We start from the raw sequence: 15,150 nt of genomic DNA on the forward strand, positions 1-15,150 counted from the left end.
GCCCCGCACATTAAAGATAGTTTCATTGGGACATGACGCGTATTCCCATGCCCGCGGACGCCGAACAGCGGGGCAGATGATGAGAACCCCACCGAGGCACCCCCGTGCCGGCCTTCGACGCAGACCTCTCGCGGCCACCATGGCGGTCGTCCTGTCGCTCGGACTGGCCGCCTGCGCCGATCTGGGCGGACTGGATCTGGAGACCGTCGGCGCCCCCGACAAGACCACCTACGTCAAACTCGCCCTCAACCAGTCCGAGAGCCACCCCAGCTACATCGCGCTCCAGGGGCTCTCGGAACGCTTCGAGGAGCGGACCGACGGCCGCTGGAACATCGAGATCTTCCCCAATGAGCAGCTGGGCTCGCAGCAGGAGGTCCTGCAGTTCGTGAAGTCGAGCGCCATCGAGATGGCGATCGTCTCGGGCACTCAGCTGGAGAACCTGAACAAGGATTTCCAGGTCCTCAACATGCCCACCACGTTCGGCTCGGTGGATCATCAGATGTCGGTGGTCCGCGACCAGGACCTGATCAAGCCGCTGTTCTCCAGCCTCGAGGACAGCGACAACATCTCCGTCATCGGCGGATTCACGCAGGGCACCCGCAGCATCTACACCAAGGACGCCCCGGTGACCACACCCGAGGATCTCGCCGGCCAGAAGATCCGCGTCCAGGAATCCGACATGCACATCCGCATGATCCAGCTCATGGGTGGATCCGCCACCCCGCTGTCCTACGGCGAGGTCTACACCGCCATCCAGTCCGGCGTGCTGGACGGCGCCGAAAACAACGAGGTCAGCTACGTCACCCAGAACCACAACGAAGTGGCGCCCTTCTGGAGCAGCACCAATCACCTCGTGGGACTGGACTACATGGTCATGCGCCATGACCTGCTCGAGGCGATGAACGAGCAGGACCGCGGGCTTTTCCTCGAGGAGTGGGACAGGACCATGGCAGAGCACACCGACCTGTGGGCGGAGGAGACCGAGCAGGCCATCGCGGAGGCGAAGGCTGAGGGGGCGACGTTCACCGACGTCGACAAGCAGGCCTTCGACGAGGCCCTCGCACCGATCCGCGACGAGTTCCTCACCACCGATTTCCAGCGCGACCTCTTCGAGAAGGTCCGCGCCGCCGACCAGGACCAGGGGGAATGAGACCATGACCGCATTCAAAGGTGCCCTCTCGAAGTTCCTGGGGATTGTCAGCGTGATTCTCTTCGCCGTCCTGGTGCTGGTGACCACCTGGCAGGTGTTCACCAGGCAGGCACTCAATGACCCGTCGACCTGGTCGGAAGAGCTGTCGAAGATCCTCTTCGTCTGGCTCTCCTTCGTCGGCTCGGCCTTCCTCTTCGGCGAGCGCGGCCACATCGCCGTCGACTTCCTCGCCCGTCGTTTCCGCACCAGTGTGCAGAAGATCCTGGCCTCGTTCGTCCAGGTGGTCATCCTCTTCTTCGCGCTCGTGGCGATGGTGTGGGGCGGTTATCTCGCCGCCTCGATCGCGTGGAGCCAGAACCTCACCGCCCTGCCGCTGGCCATCGGCTGGGTCTATGTGGTCATCCCGATCACGGGCGTATTCGTCGCCATTTTCGCTGTCATCGACCTCGTGGCGGTGCTCACGGACCGTGAGGAGCCTTACCCGGACATCGACGAGTCCGATGAACAACCCATGCACATGGAGGACGCGGCCGCCGAGAGCCGGATCGTCCTTGACGAAGGGACCCGGAAATGATCCTCGCACCCGCGGCAGTCGCCGCGCTCATCCTCCTGGTCGGCATCGTCGTCCTCATCGCCGCCTCGGTCCCCATCGCCGTGGCCATCGGCGTGCCCTCCATGCTCGCCGCCATGGCAGTGCTCGGCCCGGAGAACGCCGCGCAGGCCGTGGCCCAGCGCATGTTCACCGGCACCAACTCCTTCAGCCTCCTGGCCATCCCCTTCTTCGTGCTGGCCGGCGCCCTGATGAACTCAGGTGGCATCGCCGCCCGGCTCATCGACGCCGCGAAAGTCCTCGTCGGGCGCATGCCAGCCTCGCTCGCGCAGACCAACATCGTGGCCAACGGCATGTTCGGCGCGGTCTCCGGCGCTGCCGTCGCGGCCGCCTCGGCCGTCGGCACCGTCATGACCCCGCGGATGCGTGAGGACGGCTACTCCCGCGCCTACTCGGCGGCCGTCAACGTCGCCTCCGCCCCCGCGGGCATGCTCATCCCCCCGTCGAACACCTTCATCGTCTACTCGCTGGTGTCCTCGACCTCAATCGCCGCGCTGTTCATGGCCGGTGTCGGGCCGGGCCTGTTGTGGATCGTCGCCTGTCTCATCGTCGCCCTGCTCATGGCACGTCGGGAGAACTACCGACGCGACACCACCCACCCCGCGCTCTCGCTCGCGTTGCTGACGATCTGGCGGGCGGTGCCCTCCCTGCTGATGATCGTCATCGTCATCGGCGGCATCCTCGCGGGCTGGTTCACCCCGACCGAGTCGGCGGCCATCGCCGTCATCTACTGCCTGGTCCTCGGCTTCGCCTACCGCAACATCAGCGTCCGCGACCTGCCGGAGATCCTCCTGCGCGCCACCCGCACCACCTCCATCGTGATGATGCTGGTCGCGGTGTCCTCCGCCCTGTCCTGGGTGATGGCGTTCGCCCGGATCCCGCAGATGATCTCCTCCGGACTGCTGGCGGTGTCCGATTCCAGGGTGGTCATCCTGCTCATCATGATGTTCATCCTGCTGATCATCGGTACCTTCATGGACCCCACCCCGGCGATCCTCATCTTTGTGCCGATCTTCCTGCCCGTGGTCACCGAGCTCGGGGTCGACCCCGTCCACTTCGGCGCCATGGTGGTGATGAACCTGTCGGTCGGCGTGATCACCCCACCGGTGGGCAACGTCCTCTTCGTCGGCGCTCAGGTCGCGGGACTGCGCATTGAGACCGTGATCGCGAAGCTCTGGCCCTTCCTGGTGGCGATCATCATCGCGCTGTTCGTCGTGGTCTTCGTCCCGCAGATCTCCCTGTGGCTGCCGGAGACCATGGGGCTGATGTCGATGAACTGATGCGGCGGGTGGATCGTGGATACTGTGAAACCATGACCATCCGGAGCATTCCGATCCTGTTCATCGGCGGCAGCGGTCTGCCCGCCTGGATCTGGGACGACGTGCGCCACCACCTCGGCGACCGGCCCGGGGACCGGGTGGCGGCCCACCCGGCTTCGGGCGTGCGGGCCAGCCTGAACGAGTACGTCGACGCCGCGATCGAGTCCGCTCCGGCCGGGAAGTTCCTGATCGTGGCGCATTCCTCCGGGGGCGTGATCGCGGCGGAGGTGGCACGGCGTGTGCCCGAGCGCGTGGAAGGGCTCCTGGCTGTCAGCGCCGTCATTCCGGCTCCGGGCCGCTCCTTCATCCGGGATGTGCCGATCCCCAACCGGTGGATTCTCAGCGTGACGATGAGGTTGATGGGCACCCGCCCACCGGCCTCGGCAATCCGTCGCGGCCTGGCACACGGGCTCCCCGAGGAGATCACGGGGCGAGTCATCGAGGAGTTCGTGCCGGAATCGAGCCGCCTGTATCTGGATCGCACCGGTACCGGACCCTGGGAGATCAAGCGTGGTTACCTGTTCACCACTGCGGATCGTGAGCTTCCCCTGAAGCTCCAGCAACAGTCGGCACAGCGCCTCGGCGCCACCTGGACCGCAGAACTGCCCACCGGGCACCTGCCCATGATCGAGGATCCGCAAGGGATGGCGGGGGCGGTCGTCCGGTTCCTGGGGGAGTAGGCGCTCAGGCCCCTTGAACCTTGTGCAGGGTCACCACTCCGTGAGTCGCGGCCTTACCGTCCGGGTTGAGTATGTGGGTTTCCACCGTCGCCACGGTCCGGGACCGGTGGATGACCTCCGCCGTGATCCTGGGGTTGCCGTCCACGATGCCGGGGCGGAGGTAGGACATGCGGATGGAGGCGGGAAGGAATTTCTCCGGCGAAGAGCCTCCGGAGGATTCGGCGGCCCGACGCGCGGCGAGTTCGGAGAAGGCCAGGCTGACCCCGCCGTGGAGGGTCCCCAGTACGTTCCGCATGCCTGGATCAGCACGGAGGAGGAACTCCCGGTGAGTCCCGTCCTGCCGGATGAGTTCCAGGTGGGAGTCGAGCGAGGTCAGCCACGTCGTCGCATCCGCCGGAAGGCCCGCCGTCCGGTGAGGGGACTCGTCGCTGGGGAAGAACTTCACGCGCTGGCCGATGGTGGCGATCAGCTCCCCGCTGTCCGCGACCACCCGGCCGCTGCTGAAGCCCCAGTCGCCGGCCACGTGGTCGACCTGCGCCGTGCAGACGATTTGTCGCATGTCGGCGCGGATGGGGGAGTGGAAGTCCACGCTGATCTGCGAGCTGACGCCCCACTGGTCGTCGCCTCGGGCGGTGAGGACGGCGTAGGCGGTGACGTCGTCGACAAGCACACCGGTGGCTCCCTGATGGACTCCGGAACCGTCCTCCCGGAGCGCCCACGGACCCAGGCACATGGCGGCTCGGGCGGTGTTGCCCTCAACCATCACCGGTTGGATACCGAACGCCAGCTCCACGGGGCCGCGGTAGAAGGGGACCGGGTGGGTGGGGAAAAGCTCCTGCACTAGGTGACTCCTTGGTGGGGGTCGGACCCCAGGTAAGTGAACTGCTCGATGACGGTCATCGAATTGGAGATGCTGCCGGCCCAGAACGCATCCCAGATGTGGTCAACCTGATTGCGGAGGGAGCCAGTGATCATGAGGATTGAGCCTATCGGGAGGGCGGTTCGGCCTCTACCCTCGGGACCTCCCGCCGCCCGGCCTTCTCTGCGAACTCATCGAGAAGTTCGAGGATCTCCGGTGCCCGCCACGCCCGGCGGTTTCTGGCCACCTGGGCGCTGAGCACGATGCCGTTGGCCTCGAGGCGTTCCAGCGCCTTGCCGGTGTTCGCTGTGCTGACGTTGAGTTCGGCGGCGAGACCGGGAACGTCGACAAGCGGCTGCCGGATGAGGACGTCGAGGACACGCCAGTCGGTGGCATCGCGTCGGGCCGTGACCTGCTCATTCCAGCTGCCGCGGATCTCGGCGATCTCCCGCCCGAGCCAGGTGCCCAGCTCCGTGGCGCGGAGGGCGGCGTCAGCGATGAGACGGACGATAGGGTCGATGTTGCCCGCGCGGTAACTGGTCAATGCGTCGAAGTAGGAGTCAGGGCTGCGCAGAATGCCGGCGGACAGCGGAAGGGTGCCGTTGACGGTCAGGCCCCGGTGGCGCAGAAGCGTGTGGATGAGTGCGCGGCCGGTGCGGCCGTTGCCGTCGACGAAAGGGTGGATCGTCTCGAACTGGGCGTGGGCGATGGCGGCGAGCACCAGGGCGGGGACGTCCCGCCGCCGCATCCAGCTCTGCAGATCCGCCATGAGTACCGGCAGGTGGCGGTGATGCGGGGCAGTGAACAGGGAGTCGACCGGATGGGCGTCGCTGCCGCCGATCCACACCGCCTCCTCCCGGTAACGGCCGGCGATCTCCGGCTGGCTGCCCTGGAGCAGGAGTCGGTGCATGTGGAGGACGGCGGCTTCCCCGGGAGGGTCGTTGCTGGTGATGGCGGCGGACATCTGTGCGGTTGCGGCCACGATGAGGGCGGCGTTACCTGTTCCATCGGTATCCAGCAGTTCCGCCTCGAGGATGCGCCGCGCCGAGGAGGTGAGCTGTTCGATGCGGGAGGAGGCCGCCGATTCGCCGCGTAGCAGCAGTGGTGTCAAGGGAAGTGTCGAGGCGGCCTGAGCAGCGTCGAATCGTGTGACGGCGATGGTGGCGCGGTCAACGGCGGCGAGGGTGTCAGGGTGCAGAGTGGGTGGGGCCTCTGCAATGCCCGGGACCAGGGAGGATTCGTACTCGGTGGGTTGTTTCGCCCGGGCGCGGACGGACAACGGGGCGCTGGAAGCCCAGGGGAGACTCTCGTGGGAAACATGCGGCCAGGCAATCATCATCCGCAGTTTGCCCCCTCATCCATTTGTTTCACCATCTGTGGAGAATGGATAGTGGTCTAAACATTCACACATGGCGTGGAAAGGCATGAATACCTGGCACGCACCTATGCCGTGTAGGGGTCCACCCCGCCGTACCCACCTACCCCGGGAAAGGATTCCTCCGGTACTCCGCCAGCAATGCGTGGCCGTCTTCGCCGAAGATGGTGGGTACCTCGTTGCGGGGGTTGGGTTCGGAGCCTTCCAGGGGTGCGGCGGTGCCGTGGGAGAGGACGTGCTCGCCCGGGGAGAGCTGGCGGATGGCCACGCCGCCGATGCGGTCGGGGTGTTCGAAGACGGCCTCGCCGTAGATGAGGGGATCGTGCTGGCCGTCGTCGCCGACGAGGATCCAGTTGATGTCCGGGTACTCGATGATGAGGTTGCGCAACTGGACCTTCTTGTGTTCCGCGCCGGAGCGGAACATGCCGGTGGGGGTCGGACCCCAGTCGGTGAGCAGCAGGGGCCCGGTGGGCAGGTTGTGCTGCCCGAGGAACGTCATCAGGGTTCCGTAGGTGTTCCAGGCGCCGGTGGAGAGGTAGAAGACGGGGGCTCCGGGGTGTTCACGGAGGATCTCCCGGTAGAAATCAGCCATCCCGGGTACGGGCCGGCGGGTGTTGGTGTGGCGGACCCAGGAGTTCCAGGCGGCGATCAATGCCCGGGGGAGCCAGGTGACCATGACGGTATCGTCGATGTCGGAGACCAGCCCGACCCGGGCGGTGGGTTCGACGATGAGCACGGACGACTGGACCGGTTCCGCGCCTTCCGCCTCGATGGTGACCTCGTGCCACCCGGGCTCCAGGCCGTGGTCCTCGACCAGCACATCGATGTAGCCGTTGTTGTTGGACTGCGAGTGCACGACCCGATCGCCGATGCGGACGGCGACGGGCAGGTCGCGGACCTGGATGGTCATGAACTGACGCCAGCCGCGTTGCGCCTGCTCGCGGAGGTTCTCGGGGTCGTTCTTCAGGTCGGCCGGATCCTGCATGAGCACCCGCCCGAGGACGTGGACGCGGCGTTGGGAACCGTAGCCGGCGAAGCCCGTGACGGTGGGCCGCCAGCCCGCCGCAGTTTTCCGACGCGTGCCGACCGAATTGATCGTGCGTTCCACCCTGCGTGCGATGTCTGCAAGTGCCATGGAAGCGACAGTACTGGCGCGCTCCCCACCGCGCAGGAGAAAGCCGCAGCGGAAGCCTCCGCCTACACTCGCGCCCATGGGTACAGCAGTTGACACCATCCCCGGCGTCCCGGCCGCCACCCTTCGCGCTCTCGCCGGGGCAGGCTACCCGGACCTGGAGGCGCTGGACGGCGTCGACTACTCCACGCTGCGTGAGTTGCACGGTGTCGGAAAGCGGGGGCTGGAGCGGCTGCAGGCCGCGCTGCTTGATCGGGGTATGTCGCTTGCCCACGCCCCCGCGCCCGAGGCGCGCGCCGCGACCTTCACCCTCGGGCATACCGGGGACAGCGCCGGTGACATCCGGACCCATGTGACCGGGCAGTCGCCCGCGGAGTACATCGAGGGGCTGGATGCGCCGCGCCGGGTGGAGCACGGTCGGCTGCTGCTGGAGATCTTCCACCGCGCGACCGGAGAGGAACCGGTGATGTGGGGGCCGAGCATGATCGGGTACGGGCAGATGCACTACCGCTACGCCACCGGCCGGGAGGGTGACACCTTCCGGGTGGGATTCAGCCCGCGCAAGGCGAAGCTGACGCTCTACGGATTGCCGCTTGAGGCCCGTTTCCTCGAGCGGCTGGGCAAACACACGGCCCGCGTGGCGTGCCTCTACGTGAACAAGCCGGAGGACATCAACCTTGAGGTGCTCGAGGAGATGATCCGTGAGGCGTGGCGGTCCGGGGCGGGGCAGTGCTGAAGGGTGGGTGGAGGGGAAGTTGCGCCGGAGAGATATGGTGATACTATTTATCGGGGGCTAATTATAGGGCCTGAAAATGGGAACCTGCCTGGGGTGGGTTCCTTTTGATATTCAACGTTCACTCTGAAAGGAACACGAATCTATTGACCGTCCAGACTGTTTCCCGCACCACCCACGATGCCCTGGCCATCAGGGCCGGCGATCCGGCCACCCGCCCATGGCACGACCAGATCAACCTGGTCATCGCCATGGTTGTTGTGCTGACCCCGTTGTGGACCACGGCTGAGCTCGTCAGCTGGTTCGTTCCGCTCGGCGTCATCGGGTTCCTGGTTGCCGTCTGGGCGCTGGTGACCTCGTCCTCCCGGGATTCCGAGAAGGCCATGATCGCCGTCGGCGCAGTGCTCTGCGCGACACCGTGGCTGGGCGGCTTTTCCACTCACGCCGGTGCGGCATGGACCGCATGGATCGCCGGTGTCGCGTTGATGGTCTTCGCGGCAGTGGGCATCATCCGGTCGGGGCGTCCGTAGGCTGGCAGGGGAATCCGATCTACGAAGGGGCTTGAGATGACCACCGAAACCTTCCTGGCGCCCGAGGGCCTCGCCCGGCTGGGCGATCTCGTCGGCCGGCGGCTCCTCGCCTACGGCACAGACCTGGAACTGGATGAGGGCATCGGGGCCTTCGGCGTGTGGCTGCAGTTCGAACAGGGCTGGATCACCATCGAGTTCGTGGAGCAGGTCATCGACTTCCCCGACGGCGAGCGCGTTGAATCCGTGCTCACCGTTCACCCGCTCACGGGCATCGACCCGGGCGGGGACGCCTACGAGCTCGCCGGACGGATCGTGGAGATCACGCGGATCCAGGACCGGATCGCGCAGATCAACAGGCTCGAGGAATCGATCGAGTGGGAATGGTGGCGCGACTCGGGGCTGCGCTTCCGACTGGATTCCGGGCAGGAACTGCTCATCCACTGCGCATCGCCGGTGGTCATCGAGGTGAAAATGCAGGCGGGCCCGGCGGGAACCCTGCGCCCCGACGCGCCGGGGCGTGTCTACCAGGCGGGGGAGAGGCGCCGCTACGAGTACGGCAACCGGGAAATCGCCCTCAGGACCTGAAGCCGAAGGGGAATCTGACCTCGCCGGTGGGGGTGGTGTCGTCGGCGAGGGGGAGCGCCATGAAGTACTGCGGATCGTAGTCCGGGTACACCAGATCGGGGACGTTGACCAGCCCGAAACGGCCGTAGTAGTTCGGGTCCCCGAGGGCGACTGCGCCGCCCGCGCCGAGCTTGCGCAGTTCCTCCAGGGCGCGCTCCATGAGCAGGGAGCCGACGCCTTCTCCCTGGTGCTCGGGGGCGACACTGATGGGGCCCACGAAGTACCAGTTCGGGGTGCCGTCGCTGATCTCAACGGGGGCGGCGGCGACGTGGCCGGCCACATACGGCCCCTTCACCACGATGAAGGAGAGGGTGAGCACGTCGGCGTCGCGAAGCGACTCAACGATCTGCGCCTCGCGTTGCCTGGAATAGGGCTTGTCGACGAATGCGCGGGAGGTCAGGTCGCGGATCGCGGGGATGTCGGCCTCGGCCTCGCGGCGAATTGTCAGGGAATACATGACTGCATCCTACGTGGCACACCCCCACCCCACAGGGTGCAGGCGGGGGAGCCACACGGAAAGCGCCCGTTCCCGTCGATCCGCGCGTCAAGGATCAGACGGAGAGGAAGCCGCCGTCGGCCACGATCTGGGAACCGCTGACGAAGGAGGCCTTGTCGGAGAGCAGGAAGGCCACGACCTCGGCGATCTCCTCGGGCTGACCCAGGCGTCCGATCGGGTGGAGTGCCTCCAGCGGGGCCAGTGCCACGTCGGTCCACTGTGCGATGAGCGGGGTCATGATGTAGCCCGGGTGCACGGAGTTGATGCGGATGCCCTGCTTGCCGTACTCCAGTGCGGCGGTCTTGGTCAGGCCGGCCACCGCGTGCTTGGAGGCGGTGTAGTGGGACAGGTTCTCCACGGCGATGAAACCGGCGATGGATGAGGTGTTGACGATCGCGCCGCCGCCCGAGGCCAGGATCTCGGGGATCTGGTACTTCAGGCCGTAGAAGACGCCGTTGAGGTTGATGTCCATGACCTTCTGCCAGTCCTCGATCTCGAGGTCGGCGACGTGCTTCTCCGCGCCGACGATGCCGGCGTTGTTGAAGGCCAGGTGCAGGGCGCCGTAGGTCTCCTTGGCGAAGGCGACGGATGCCTTGGCGTCCTCGGGGTTGGCGACGTTGGCCTTGAAGGCGGTGGCCTCGCCACCGGCCTGAGTGATTTCCTCGGCGATCTTCTGGGCGGCCTCGAGGTTGACGTCGGTCAGGATGACCGATGCGCCGCGGGCGGCCAGGATCTTGGCGGTCTCGGCGCCGATGCCTGAACCTGCTCCGGATACGAGTGCGACCTTGCCGTCGAAGTCAGTTGACATGTGCGTTCCTTCTCTCATGCGCGGGGCTGCGGATTTCGCGTGTGTGCTGCGTCATCCCAATAGGAGGGGAGTGTCTCAGGCCACTATCTCACGCTCATCTCATTTTGCCCGCACCCCGGGAATGGGAGGTGTTCCGGATCGGCACACTCGCCGGGTGAAGGGACATTCAGCGTCGTCGGGCGGCGGGCCCCCGCCGCGCCGACACAGTCCGGTCGCCGGGGATCCAGAACCGTAGGGGAGCGTCCACGTTCTTCGAGATCCCCACCCGCGGTCCGCGCACGAACTCCGGCACGACGTCGGGAAGCTTCAGTGGCACTGGCACGCCGTTGTCCGCCAGGGACAGCCCCAGTGCCCTGCCCAGGTTCCCGGGTCCGGAGGCCAGCTTTTCGGCGGGCACGTCGCCGCGTCGTTCCCTCGCCAGTTCCAGACCCGCAACCACTTCACCGGCCCGCATGAGGCACCCCTGGCCGGTGCCTTCCGGCGCGCACACGATGTTTCCGGCCATGTGGATGCCGTAGGAGAGGTAGACGTAGAGCCGCCCGGGGGGTCCGAACATCGCGGCATTGCGTGGGGTCCGGCCGCGGAAGGTGTGGGCGGCCTCGTCCTCCGCTCCGAGGTAGGCCTCGACCTCGGTCAGTCGGACGGAGACGCCGCGCATCGTCACCACGCTGCCGAGGAGTCGGGGTGCCACGTGGTCTGCCGGTGCCGTGAAATCGATCATGCCGCCCCAGTGTATTTACGTAGAGTGAATGTATGAGTGCTCTGTTGTTTGATCTCTTCGGGGTGTTGCTGAAGGAGCGGACCGACGCCGGTCGGCGCCGCGTGGAGTTTGCCGTCGGGGGCGACGCCGGCATCTGGCCCGTCTATGAGGACCTGCGGCCGGCCTACGATTCCGGCGAGGTCGGTGACGAACGTTTCTGGCGTCAGCTGCAGGTTCGTGCAGGCCTGGAGCCTTTCGACATCGCAGAGGCGGTGGAGGCGGACTGGTCCTCCTCCATGGCGGAGGACCGGGAGATGGTCGATCTCGTTCTCTCGCTCATCGACGACCGCGTCCGCTGCGGCATCCTCTCCAACGTCCCCGCAGGCCTGGCCAGACGCGCCCGTGCGGAACACGGGTGGCTCCAGAAATTCGACGCGGTGACGATGTCGTGCGACATCGGCCTGATCAAACCGGACCCCCGCGCCTTCGCCGTCGCGCTGGACGCCATGGGTGCGCACGCGAAGGAGACGGTGTTCTTCGACGCCGACCCGGTCAACGTGAAGGCCGCGGAGGAGTCCGGCCTGCGGGCCGTACTCTTCACCGGCCCTGAATCCGTCAAGGAGGCTCTGACATGATCATCGAGTTCGAGGGAAAGACCCCCAGGATCCATCCCACCGCCTGGATCGCGCCGACGGCCGTCATCATCGGCGACGTGGAGATCGGCCCGGATTCCTCCGTCTTCTACGGCTGCGTCCTGCGTGCCGACGTCAACGCCATCCGCATCGGCGCCCGCACCAACATCCAGGACAATTCCGTCCTGCACGTGGACGGGAACGCGCCCTGCATCCTCGGCGACGACGTCACCGTCGGCCACATGGCGCTGGTCCACGGGACGACGGTGGGCAACGGCACGCTGGTGGGAATGAAGTCGACGCTGCTCTCGCGCAGCGTCATCGGCGAGGGCGCGCTCATCGCGGCCGGTGCCGTGGTCCTCGAGGACATGGAGATCCCCGACCGTGCCCTGGCCGCCGGCGTTCCGGCGAAGATCAGGCGCGAACTCAGTGAGGAGCAGTCCGCCGGTTTCATCCCGCACGCGGGGCGTTACGTGGAGCTTTCGAAGCGCCACAACGCTGCGCTGGGGGAGTAGCCGGCGTTAGTCTGGAGGCACCAGGAGCCCATCCCGACGAAGGCAGGTTCGGCATGTCCGGCGACCCGCAGTCCTCAGCCACCCCGCGGTTCGGCGTCATCGCCGCCGTGACGACCACCGTCCTGACCGTGCTCACCTTCGGGTTGGCGTTGATGGCCCTGCCCGACAAAGAGCCCTATCCTTTCGCCACCGAGACCATCGCCGCCCAGTGGCCGGGGGACTACCTGTGGATGATTCCTGCGATGCTGTTGATGCTGTCCTTCGTGACCCTGATCGCGGCGGTGCATGAGCACGCGCCGCCGCACCGCCGGGTCTTCAGCCTGGTCGGCCTGTCCGTGGCGATCATGTCCGCGACGGTGCTGCTCAGCAACTACTTCCTCCAGTTCACCGTGATGCAGCTGAATCTGGAGAAGAACCAGCTGGACGGTTGGGCGCTGCTCACCCAGTACAACCCCAACGGTGTGTTCATCGCTCTGGAGGAGCTCGGGTACATCCTGATGAGCATCGCCCTGCTCTCGCTCGCGCCCGTGTTCGTGGGTGGAGGCAGGGCGGAGAGGGCGTTGCGCTGGTTGCTGCCGCTGAGTTTCGTGGCTGTCCTGGTGGCGCTGGGGGTGGTATCGGTGGCGCGGGGGATGGACCGGGGTGACACCTTCGAGATAGCGGTGATCACCCTCGTCTGGCTGACGCTGATCGTTGCGGGGCCGCTCATGGCCGTGGTTTTTCGCCGGGAGGCAGGGGAGAGGACATCATGAAGCCACTCGCCGTGGCAGCGCCCACGCACGCCTTCGGCCCGATGCACTCCGATCTTTGATCCAGGTCAAGGACATATCTGCGGGCGGGTCATACGCTGAACTCATCAGCAGAAAAACCAGCGAAAGGAACCCCTCCCATGACCAACCCGCACCTGGCCAGGGCCGTCAAGCTCGCCCCCATCGTCGAGCGCGTGCACGGCGCCCACCACCCGGAGATGACCCGCGTCCGTGAGATCGCCGAGGAGCTTGTGCGTGCAGACACCGCGCGAAGCGCCGAGCTCTTCGGGGAGCTGCGGGCCGTGACCGGCAGTTACGCCGTTCCCGACGACGTGTGCGAGGCCTTCGAGGCGACCTATAATGCCCTGGAGCACGCCGACAGGGAACTCACGCAGGCGGCGTAGTGCCGGTGACAGCCGCCGGGGGGACCTCATCCTCCGGCGGATTCCGGATGACAGAGACGGACGTGGACATGCACGAAGTGATCATCGTCGGGGCCGGCCAGTCAGGCCTGGCCACCGCCTACTACCTCCAGCGCGCCGGGATCACGCCCCTGCTGCTGGACGCCCAGCCCACCCCCGGCGGAGCCTGGCTGCATGTGTGGCCGTCGATGACGTTGTTCTCCACGTCGGAGTTCTCCAACCTGCCCGGCAAGCCGATGCCGCATTATGACGGCTTCCCGCCGGCCAGCCACGTCGTGGACTACCTGGCCGACTATGAAAAACGTTATGACCTGCAGGTTGTCCGTCCGGTGACGGTGGATACGGTCACCCACGACGGCGAGGTCTTCCATCTGCGCGCCGGGGACCGTGAGTGGCAGGCTCGGCAGGTGGTGGCCGCGACGGGGACGTGGTCCGCACCCTTCGTGCCGGTGTACCCGGGTACCTTCGCGGGCCGCCAGTGGCATTCGGCGAACTACCCCGGACCCGGGCCCTTCCGGAGGACGAAGGTGGCGGTGGTCGGGTCGGCCAACTCGGGGGCGCAGATCGCGGCGGAGCTCGTGGACGTCGCGGACGTCACCTGGTACACCCGCAAGGAGCCTCGCTGGATGCCCGATGACATCGACGGGCGCGTCCTCTTCCGCCGCAACAGCCTCCGCGCCCTGGCGATCCTGCGCGGGGAGGAGGATCCGGGTGCGGACTCGGAACTCGGCGACATCGTCGTGCTGCCCGCAGTGAAGAAGGCCCGCGACGAGGGGCGCCTCACGCCGACGCCGCAGTTCACCAGTCTCGATGAGGTCGACGCGGACCACCTCATCTGGTGCACCGGTTTCCGCCCGGCGATCCGCCCGTTCCGGAAGCTCCTGGACACAGGCGTGCCCCTCCACCTGGTCGGCTACGGCGACTGGGTCGGCCCCGGTTCGGCGACGATCACCGGGGTCGGGCCCTACGCTAGGAAAGCGGCGGAAGCAGTCGCGCGTTATCGATGAGCCGGGTGCCGCCGACGTGGATCGCGGCCACGGCCAGTGCCCCCGCGCCGACCTCGTCGACAGGCAGCAGCGTGGCGGCGTCGACGATCTCGAGGTGGTCCAGCTCCACACCGGGGGCGGTGCGCAGCTGCGCACGCGCGGATTCCAGCTTCAGGGGCTGACCTGCGGTGGCGCGTTCCCGCAACGCCGCCAGGGTGCGCGGCAGGACCAGTGCCTGCTGGCGGGCCTCCGGCGTCAGGTGCTGGTTGCGGGAGGACTCGGCCAGGCCGTCCTCGCCGCGGATGATCGGCACCGGGCGCACGGTCACGGGGAAGTTGAGGTCGGCGACCATGCGCTGGATGATGGCCAGCTGCTGGGCGTCCTTCTCCCCGAAGTAGGCGCGGTCGGGCTGGATGAGCTGGAAGAGCTTGGCCACCACCGTGGTCACCCCGTCGAAGTGGCCTGGTCGGGAGGCGCCCTCGAGGCGTTCGCCCATGTCACCGGTGCGGACCCACACCTGGGGCACGCCACCGGGGTACATCTCGGCCTCCGTGGGGGCGAAGACGACGTCGACGCCCAGGCGTTCTAGGCGGGCCAGGTCGGCCCGCAGGTCGCGCGGGTAGTTGCGGAAGTCTTCGCAGTCCCCGAGGTCGGTGAACTGCAACGGGTTGACGAAGATGCTCACCACCACCGAGGTGTTCTCCTCGGCGGCCCTCGCGATCAGTTGTTCGTGGCCGCTGTGGAGGGCCCCCATGGTGGGCACCAGCCCGACAGAGCCCTCAAGGGAGGCGACTGCGGAGCGGAGTTTCGTGATCGAGCGCGCGAGGATG

Annotated in this window: 20 protein-coding genes; 12 read left to right on the top strand and 8 right to left on the bottom strand. The window is 66.9% G+C overall.

Going from position 1 to position 15,150, the window contains the following annotated elements:
- Nucleotides 1-76 precede the first annotated feature (76 nt).
- The 4 genes from CETAM_RS00805 to CETAM_RS00820 are packed head-to-tail and all read left to right on the top strand — an operon-like array spanning nucleotide 77 to nucleotide 3,759.
- Complete coding sequence (locus CETAM_RS00805; protein WP_231587537.1) at nucleotides 77-1,150, top strand: TRAP transporter substrate-binding protein; 1,074 nt, start codon at nucleotides 77-79, stop codon at nucleotides 1,148-1,150.
- A 4-nt stretch (nucleotides 1,151-1,154) separates the two neighbouring features.
- Nucleotides 1,155-1,724, top strand: a complete 570-nt coding sequence (locus CETAM_RS00810; protein ID WP_156226636.1) for a TRAP transporter small permease — start codon at nucleotides 1,155-1,157, stop codon at nucleotides 1,722-1,724.
- Nucleotides 1,724-3,040, top strand: coding sequence for a TRAP transporter large permease (locus tag CETAM_RS00815; RefSeq protein ID WP_156229308.1), 1,317 nt, complete (start codon nucleotides 1,724-1,726; stop codon nucleotides 3,038-3,040). The genes CETAM_RS00810 and CETAM_RS00815 overlap by 1 nt, the downstream gene beginning before the upstream one ends.
- A 32-nt stretch (nucleotides 3,041-3,072) precedes the next feature.
- The gene (locus CETAM_RS00820; RefSeq protein WP_197085767.1) at nucleotides 3,073-3,759 is read left to right on the top strand and encodes an alpha/beta fold hydrolase; all 687 of its coding nucleotides are present in this window, start codon (nucleotides 3,073-3,075) and stop codon (nucleotides 3,757-3,759) included.
- A 4-nt stretch (nucleotides 3,760-3,763) separates the two neighbouring features.
- Here the strand turns inward: CETAM_RS00820 and CETAM_RS00825 are convergent, their stop codons facing one another.
- The 4 genes from CETAM_RS00825 to CETAM_RS00835 all read right to left on the bottom strand — a co-directional run bounded on the left by CETAM_RS00825 (nucleotide 3,764) and on the right by CETAM_RS00835 (nucleotide 7,128).
- Nucleotides 3,764-4,600 carry a hotdog domain-containing protein gene (locus tag CETAM_RS00825; protein ID WP_156226638.1) on the bottom strand — a complete coding sequence of 279 codons (837 nt, stop codon included), beginning with the start codon at nucleotides 4,598-4,600 and terminating at the stop codon, nucleotides 3,764-3,766.
- On the bottom strand, nucleotides 4,600-4,734 hold the full coding sequence (locus tag CETAM_RS13905) for a hypothetical protein (protein ID WP_269076393.1): 135 nt from the start codon (nucleotides 4,732-4,734) through the stop codon (nucleotides 4,600-4,602). Before CETAM_RS13905 ends, CETAM_RS00825 begins: the two co-directional genes overlap by 1 nt.
- Nucleotides 4,735-4,745: 11 nt before the next feature.
- The gene (locus CETAM_RS00830) at nucleotides 4,746-5,954 is read right to left on the bottom strand and encodes a Fic family protein (protein ID WP_231587538.1); all 1,209 of its coding nucleotides are present in this window, start codon (nucleotides 5,952-5,954) and stop codon (nucleotides 4,746-4,748) included.
- A gap of 142 nt (nucleotides 5,955-6,096) precedes the next feature.
- On the bottom strand, nucleotides 6,097-7,128 hold the full coding sequence (locus CETAM_RS00835) for an App1 family protein (RefSeq protein ID WP_156226639.1): 1,032 nt from the start codon (nucleotides 7,126-7,128) through the stop codon (nucleotides 6,097-6,099).
- Nucleotides 7,129-7,204: 76 nt separating this feature from the next.
- On the opposite strand from CETAM_RS00835, the gene CETAM_RS00840 reads away from it, so the two are divergent.
- The 3 genes from CETAM_RS00840 (at nucleotide 7,205) to CETAM_RS00850 (ending at nucleotide 8,973) form a co-directional block, all read left to right on the top strand.
- Entirely contained in the window at nucleotides 7,205-7,861 is a 657-nt protein-coding gene (locus CETAM_RS00840; protein WP_156226640.1) for a DUF1801 domain-containing protein, read from the top strand.
- A gap of 143 nt (nucleotides 7,862-8,004) precedes the next feature.
- Nucleotides 8,005-8,388 (top strand): SPW repeat domain-containing protein, encoded by a 384-nt coding sequence (locus CETAM_RS00845; RefSeq protein ID WP_156226641.1) that lies wholly within the window; start codon nucleotides 8,005-8,007, stop codon nucleotides 8,386-8,388.
- Nucleotides 8,389-8,424: 36 nt separating this feature from the next.
- The gene (locus tag CETAM_RS00850; RefSeq protein ID WP_156226642.1) at nucleotides 8,425-8,973 is read left to right on the top strand and encodes a hypothetical protein; all 549 of its coding nucleotides are present in this window, start codon (nucleotides 8,425-8,427) and stop codon (nucleotides 8,971-8,973) included.
- Here the strand turns inward: CETAM_RS00850 and CETAM_RS00855 are convergent.
- The 3 genes from CETAM_RS00855 to CETAM_RS00865 all read right to left on the bottom strand — a co-directional run bounded on the left by CETAM_RS00855 (nucleotide 8,963) and on the right by CETAM_RS00865 (nucleotide 11,037).
- Nucleotides 8,963-9,469, bottom strand: a complete 507-nt coding sequence (locus tag CETAM_RS00855) for a GNAT family N-acetyltransferase (protein WP_156226643.1) — start codon at nucleotides 9,467-9,469, stop codon at nucleotides 8,963-8,965. The two genes, CETAM_RS00850 and CETAM_RS00855, sit on opposite strands and share 11 nt — an antisense overlap.
- A gap of 94 nt (nucleotides 9,470-9,563) precedes the next feature.
- A complete protein-coding gene (locus tag CETAM_RS00860; RefSeq protein WP_156226644.1) occupies nucleotides 9,564-10,316 on the bottom strand; it encodes an SDR family NAD(P)-dependent oxidoreductase in 753 nt (250 codons plus the stop codon).
- A 166-nt stretch (nucleotides 10,317-10,482) separates the two neighbouring features.
- Nucleotides 10,483-11,037 (bottom strand): DNA-3-methyladenine glycosylase, encoded by a 555-nt coding sequence (locus CETAM_RS00865; RefSeq protein ID WP_156226645.1) that lies wholly within the window; start codon nucleotides 11,035-11,037, stop codon nucleotides 10,483-10,485.
- A gap of 32 nt (nucleotides 11,038-11,069) precedes the next feature.
- Here CETAM_RS00865 and CETAM_RS00870 point away from each other — a divergent pair, with 32 nt between their 5' ends.
- The 5 genes from CETAM_RS00870 (at nucleotide 11,070) to CETAM_RS00890 (ending at nucleotide 14,341) form a co-directional block, all read left to right on the top strand.
- On the top strand, nucleotides 11,070-11,651 hold the full coding sequence (locus CETAM_RS00870) for an HAD family hydrolase (RefSeq protein WP_156226646.1): 582 nt from the start codon (nucleotides 11,070-11,072) through the stop codon (nucleotides 11,649-11,651).
- Complete coding sequence (locus CETAM_RS00875) at nucleotides 11,648-12,163, top strand: gamma carbonic anhydrase family protein (protein WP_156226647.1); 516 nt, start codon at nucleotides 11,648-11,650, stop codon at nucleotides 12,161-12,163. Before CETAM_RS00870 ends, CETAM_RS00875 begins: the two co-directional genes overlap by 4 nt.
- Before the next feature lie 53 nt (nucleotides 12,164-12,216).
- The gene (locus CETAM_RS00880; protein WP_156226648.1) at nucleotides 12,217-12,915 is read left to right on the top strand and encodes a hypothetical protein; all 699 of its coding nucleotides are present in this window, start codon (nucleotides 12,217-12,219) and stop codon (nucleotides 12,913-12,915) included.
- A gap of 137 nt (nucleotides 12,916-13,052) precedes the next feature.
- Entirely contained in the window at nucleotides 13,053-13,316 is a 264-nt protein-coding gene (locus CETAM_RS00885; protein WP_156226649.1) for an iron-sulfur cluster repair di-iron protein, ric, read from the top strand.
- A gap of 47 nt (nucleotides 13,317-13,363) precedes the next feature.
- Nucleotides 13,364-14,341 (top strand): FAD-dependent oxidoreductase, encoded by a 978-nt coding sequence (locus CETAM_RS00890; protein WP_156226650.1) that lies wholly within the window; start codon nucleotides 13,364-13,366, stop codon nucleotides 14,339-14,341.
- On the opposite strand, the gene panC is transcribed toward CETAM_RS00890, so the two are convergent.
- Entirely contained in the window at nucleotides 14,304-15,149 is an 846-nt protein-coding gene (panC, locus tag CETAM_RS00895) for a pantoate--beta-alanine ligase (protein WP_231587679.1), read from the bottom strand. The two genes, CETAM_RS00890 and panC, sit on opposite strands and share 38 nt — an antisense overlap.
- Nucleotide 15,150 lies beyond the last annotated feature (1 nt).

The organism is Corynebacterium comes, from assembly GCF_009734405.1.
GTDB classification, from domain to species: Bacteria; Actinomycetota; Actinomycetes; order Mycobacteriales; family Mycobacteriaceae; genus Corynebacterium; species Corynebacterium comes.